This is a genomic window from Sandarakinorhabdus sp. (assembly GCF_040398645.1).
Taxonomy (GTDB): Bacteria; Pseudomonadota; Alphaproteobacteria; order Sphingomonadales; family Sphingomonadaceae; genus Sandarakinorhabdus.
In genome coordinates this window covers 27,334-32,785 of the sequence record NZ_JBBATR010000009.1, presented here as the reverse complement: position 1 = coordinate 32,785, position 5,452 = coordinate 27,334, and the positions used below count along the sequence as shown (strand labels likewise).

Sequence of the window (5,452 nt, the reverse complement as noted above, 5' to 3'; positions counted from 1 at the left end):
CCCTTGAAATCATTGGCAAGCTTGTCGACCAGCGCCAGCACAGTGGGTGCAAACAGCCCGATCCCCAGCACGGCCGGTGCCGCTAGCCACCAGGTCGATGGCCGGCGCAACCGTGCCACGCCCTGCGCTATCGGCCACACCACCGCAATCGCCACCAGCGCCAGCCGTGATTGCGACAGCAGCGCCACGGCCAGCCCGGCAAGCACACCGACGATCTGCCAGCGCCGGTCGCGTTCTTCGATGGCGCACAGCACGTGAATGACCGCGATCATACCAGCGGCGGGTGACCATGGCGCAAAAAATTGATAGCGGGTCGCGCCGGTGCCGGGCTCGATGGTGTAAAGTATGACCTTGAAGAATTCGGGGCCGGAGCCGCCGAGAATTTCAAGCGGCGACGTGTACAGCAGCCCGGGCAAGCCGATCAGCGGAGCGGCAAGGAAGACCGGCAGCAACACCAGGGTTTGCCGGCCGAGCCGGCAAACGGCGTGATAGATAACGGCCGGGCGCACATCAAGCACGGCGGCGGCAAACGGGAACAGCCCGAGCAACGCCCAGCCCTTCGCCCAGCCGACCGATGATTTCAGGGTCTTGGCAGCGCCGAGATCATTGGTGACATGCCCGACCAGCAGCGCGGCAAGCATGAACAGCATGCCGATCAACCACACCCAGACCAGGCTGCCTAGCGGCAGTGGCCGCTCTTCAGGCGGCAGGCCCGGTGCCAGATACAGCCGCTTGGCTGCCATTGCCGCCAGCGTCCAACCCAGCACCGGGCCAACGATATACAGGGCACCCAGCAGCCACAGCAGCCAGGTTGATGTGATCGTGGTGGCGATCAGCCTTTCGGCAGGAGTTTGTTGATGATGGGTTGGCGCAGCCATAGCAGCAGGAAGCCGATCACGAGAAGAATCGTCGCGACTATGGCACCAGCCAGCGCCAATGTCGTCGATGGCGATGCGCGCCCACGCGGCAGCGAAGGTTCTTCGAGCGTCTGCACCAGCGGATAGGAAGCAAACGGATCGGCCTTGTTGGTATCGACCCGTGCCAGCGCCGACGAAAACACCGCTTCGGCCACGCGTAGATCGCGCACCAGATCGGCCAATGTGGCGGCCTTGCCAACCAGAGCGTCGGTTCCGGCCGTTTGTTCGGCGATCTGGCGGCGGATCTCGGCCAGCGCGGCATCGGCACCGGCCGATTGGCTGCTGCCATTGACCATCACTTCGAACATTCGCGCCCGGCCTTCGGCGACCGAAAGATCGGCAAACGACAGCAGGGTCACGGCCGAAAGGCCGGTCAGCGCCCGGCCGCGCGCAATCAGCGCCGCCCGCAGGCTGGCATCGACTGCGCCATTTTCGGCCATGGTGACGTGGCTGTCGCCCAGGGTGGCACCGCGCTCAGTGCGGGTGGTGGCATTGGCGGCATAGCGGGACAGCAGCGATTGGAACAACGGATCGGCCTTGAGCAAAAAGGCTGCGCGCGCGCCGCTGAGCGAAATGCCCAGGGCATTGGCCAGCCGCCGGGTTTCGGCATCACGTTCGCGCTGCAGGGTGCGTGCGTTGCGTTCGCGATCCTGAAGGCTGTCCAGCGCGGCGATGCGCTGGTTGAACTGTTCGATCGATACCAGCCCGGATTGGCCCTGAAAGGCCAGCAGCCGGCGCTGCGCGCGCCGCACCTTGGCTTCCAGATCGCTGATGCGGTTGCGGTCGGCCGCTTCGCGCTTGGCCGCTTCATCGTCGCGCAAGCGGTCAAGCCCGGCGAGGAACGCCGCTCGCACGGCAAGCGCGCGCTTTTGCGCTGCGGCCGGCGTTGGCCCGGGCATGATCACTTCCACGACATTGGTCTGATCGATCAGCTTCACCACCGGCTCGGGAAAGCCCGCTTCATCTTCGCCCGCCAACCGGGCGGCAGCGCGCAGCGTCACATCGGCCATGATCAGCCGCTTGTAATTTTCAGTCGGGCTGAGCGACGGGCTGGAAAAGGCCGAAGAGGTGGTTGCCGTTGCCTGACCGATGGATTCGACATTCATCGAACCGCCGACGCCGGATCCAGGCAGGATCAACGTCATCTGGCTGGCATAGCGCGCCGGGGCGAGGGCCAGATACAGGCCGGTGACCAGCCACACCGCCGCCACCGCCGGCCCCAACGTGAGCAGATAGCGGCGATAGCGCCCAATCGATGGCAGGCCGTCACGAACGACGATCCAGGCGCGCACCAAGCGGCGAGGTTGCCCAGTGGGTTGTATTGGGGCGTTCATCAGTTGCGCACTGCATTGCGCAGCAACACCGCCGGCGTCACCGCACTCAAGGCGCCCGACACAAGGTTGATCGCATCGGCAAAATTCATCGTCCGGCTGTCATAGCAGGCCAGCCCATCGCCAGGCATCAAATAGGGATCTTCGGCGTCGCGGTTGGCCCCGCGGACCATTTTCTCGATCTCGCGTTCGATGACGATGCTCTTGCCATTGATCGGGTTGCGCGAGATCAGCACGGCCCGCCGCGATGCGTTCATGGCTGATCCGCCGACACAGTTCATTTCAACCAGCCCTTGCAGCAGCCGCGTGCCATAGGGCAGATTGCTGGTGTCGCGGCCAACCCCGGCGCTGGCGTTGTTGCCTGCCGATCGCGACAGGTTCGACATATGGACGCGAATGCCCGGCTGGGTGATCGGCGTTGGCCGCACCAGATCGGCCCGAAAACAGCCAGTGCTGGGCACGATGACGCGGTCACCGGTGGCCACCGGGATGTTGGTGATGGCAGCCCCGGCAACGGCCGCGTTGAAATCGAGGCGAGTCCATTTTGCGCCGCGGACCAGAAACACCTGGCCCACATCGGCATCGGGACGCACGCCGCCGGCGCTGCGCAGGGCAGTTGGCAGATTGCGGCCGGCATTGGCATCGCCGGTTGCTGAACCTTCCTTCTGGCCAATGCGATCTTCGGCGGAACGCTCGCCAGCGCGGACAACGCCCGGTGCGAACACCGCGCCGCTGACCGCAACCGAAACGCCAGCGCTTTCGATGAGGCGCAGATCAATCGGGGTGCCCGCCGTGCGGATCAGCTGTGCACGGACAAGCGCACTGCCGAGCTGGCGTTGCAGTTCGATTTCGCTGAGGCCGGTGGCCGGGATGCGCGGCAGGCCGGCAATCGCCAAGCTGCCATCATCGCCGATGACATGGACACCGGACAAGCGGTCATCGTCGCCGGCGATGCGTAGCCGCAGCCGATCACCGGGCGCCAGCAGGGCCGGTACATCAGTCAGCGTCGACGCGGCAACAAAGCCAGCGGGATCAAGCCCGGCCGGCAGGGCCGCGATGCACGACCGAACCGGCCCAGTCGAAGCAACAGCGGCAGCGGTGGGGGCCAATTGCTGCGGCGTCCAGGCGCTATCCGACAGGTTGCGGGGCGCCGGGCCGGCAACGCAGCCGGCGAGCATGGAAGCGGTCACCAGCAGTGCCGCGAGTGGGGATGAGTGCATGGTCATGGCCCACCTTATTCAAGGACCGTGCCAAGTCGATTTCGGCGCTGCAACCCAGCTGACAAGCTTGGAGCGCGTTGCATTCGGCAAGCAAAGTGTTGCAAAACGCATCAATTTAGCCGATGCATTTTGCGAAATATCGCATTTCGCGAGGCGAATGCTATGGGTGCACGCAGGAAGAGATGGTTGGCACGCCTCTTGCTTGTGAATTGCTGCAGACTGCAATTTCGACAGCCTGCAAATTGCGAGGACGACATGAAGGGCGTGATTTTTACCGAGCTGGTTGGTTTCCTGGAAACACAGCATGGCATTGCCTTTGCCGATGATGTGATCACCCAGAGCCAGCTGCCAAACGACGGTGCCTTCACCACTGTTGGCAATTATCCCAGCGCCCAGGCGCTAACGATGGTTGGCGTCGCCTCACGGCTGAGCGGGATCGATGGCGCGGTCTTGTGCGAGGACTATGGTGCCTGGTTGTTCGGGCGATTTGGTGTGTTGTTTCCGACCATCATGGCGAATTACCCCACCGCGGAATCGCTGTTGCTGCATGTCGGCTCGCATATCCACGAAGAAGTCCGCGTGCTCTATCCCGATGCCCGCCCGCCGCTGATCGAAGCGGTCAGCGATGGCACGACCCTGACGGTCAGCTATCGTTCGCACCGGCCGATGGCCCATATCGCCTTTGGCCTGATCCGCCAGTGCCTGATTTCCTATGGCGAGACCCGCACGGTGCGCTGGCACAGCGCCGGTCGCGCCGAAGAAGCCAAGTTCATCATTTCAGCCGAAAGCCAATGACCATGCCAATCCCTGCTGCCCGTATCCTGGTGATCGAGGACATTGCCTCGCTGGCAATGACCTATGCTGCGCATCTTGAAGGTGCCGGCCACATCGTCGACACCGCCGACCGCGGCGACACGGCGCGCGCAATGATCGCGGACGCCATGGCCAGCGGCAAGCCCTATGAAGTGGTGCTGCTCGATTTGCAGTTGCCCGATTGCGATGGGCTTGAATGGCTGGCTGGCATGCCAGGTCTTGTCACGGAATCCGGCGTGATTGTTGTCACCGCTGATGGATCGATCAAGCGCGCCATCGCTGCGATGCGGATGGGTGCCTATGATTTCCTGGTCAAACCGCTGCAGCCCGAACGGCTGTTGACCACGGTTCGCAATGCCATCGACCGCCGCCGGCTTGAAAACGAAGTGCAGACGGTGCGCAAGCTGACCTCGCGCGACAGTTTTCAGGGCTTTGTCGGCCGCTCCAATCCGATGCAGACGGTGTACCGGGCGATCGAAAGCGTCGCCGATTCAAAGGCGACCGTGTTCATCACCGGCGAAAGCGGCACCGGCAAGGAAGTCGCCGCCGAAGCGATCCACCGCGCCAGCCGGCACGCCAACCGGCCGTTCATCGCCATCAATTGCGGGGCGATCCCCGAAAACCTTCTGGAATCCGAGCTTTTCGGCCATCTGAAGGGCGCTTTCACAGGGGCCATCGAAAATCGCCTTGGCGCCGCTAAAACCGCCGACGGCGGCACATTATTCCTCGACGAAATTTGCGAAATGGAGCTGAAGCTTCAGGTCAAATTGCTGCGGTTCCTGCAAACCGGCATGATCCAGCGGGTTGGCAGCAGCAAGCCCGAGCCGGTTGATGTGCGCGTCATCTGTGCCACCAATCGCGATCCGGCAGCCGAAGTAGCCGCCGGCCGCTTTCGCGAAGACCTGTTCTATCGCCTCGCGGTCATTCCGCTCGAAATGCCGCCACTCCGCGAGCGCGGCGACGATGTCGTGCTGCTTGCCGAAGCCTTTCTGGAACGGTTCGCCGAGCAGGAAGGCAAGACATTCGAACCGCTTAGCCAGGATGTCCGCGCCCGCCTGCTTTCGAACAATTGGCCGGGCAATGTCCGTGAACTGCAGAATGTCGTGCGCCGCGCGGTTGTCATGAGCGCCGGCCCCGAACTGATCCTGGCAAGCTTTGCCGGAACCGGCAT

Annotated in this window: 5 protein-coding genes; 2 read left to right on the top strand and 3 right to left on the bottom strand. The window is 63.5% G+C overall.

Annotation, left to right across the window (positions count from 1 at the left end):
• From ABWP50_RS03705 to ABWP50_RS03695, 3 genes are all read right to left on the bottom strand, one after another.
• The coding region (locus ABWP50_RS03705) for an O-antigen ligase domain-containing protein (RefSeq protein WP_353216642.1) at nt 1-878 on the bottom strand (878 nt) is incomplete at its 3' end.
• Complete coding sequence (locus ABWP50_RS03700; RefSeq protein ID WP_353216641.1) at nt 833-2,251, bottom strand: GumC domain-containing protein; 1,419 nt, start codon at nt 2,249-2,251, stop codon at nt 833-835. The genes ABWP50_RS03700 and ABWP50_RS03705, both read right to left, overlap by 46 nt.
• On the bottom strand, nt 2,251-3,474 hold the full coding sequence (locus tag ABWP50_RS03695; RefSeq protein WP_353216640.1) for a polysaccharide biosynthesis/export family protein: 1,224 nt from the start codon (nt 3,472-3,474) through the stop codon (nt 2,251-2,253). The genes ABWP50_RS03700 and ABWP50_RS03695 overlap by 1 nt, the downstream gene beginning before the upstream one ends.
• Nucleotides 3,475-3,723: 249 nt before the next feature.
• Here ABWP50_RS03695 and ABWP50_RS03690 point away from each other — a divergent pair, with 249 nt between their 5' ends.
• Together ABWP50_RS03690 and ABWP50_RS03685 are read left to right on the top strand one after the other, a co-directional pair.
• Nucleotides 3,724-4,263 carry a heme NO-binding domain-containing protein gene (locus tag ABWP50_RS03690; RefSeq protein WP_353216639.1) on the top strand — a complete coding sequence of 180 codons (540 nt, stop codon included), beginning with the start codon at nt 3,724-3,726 and terminating at the stop codon, nt 4,261-4,263.
• Nucleotides 4,260-5,452 (top strand): sigma-54-dependent transcriptional regulator (locus tag ABWP50_RS03685; RefSeq protein WP_353216638.1); only part of this gene is annotated, 1,193 nt, incomplete at its 3' end. The genes ABWP50_RS03690 and ABWP50_RS03685, both read left to right, overlap by 4 nt.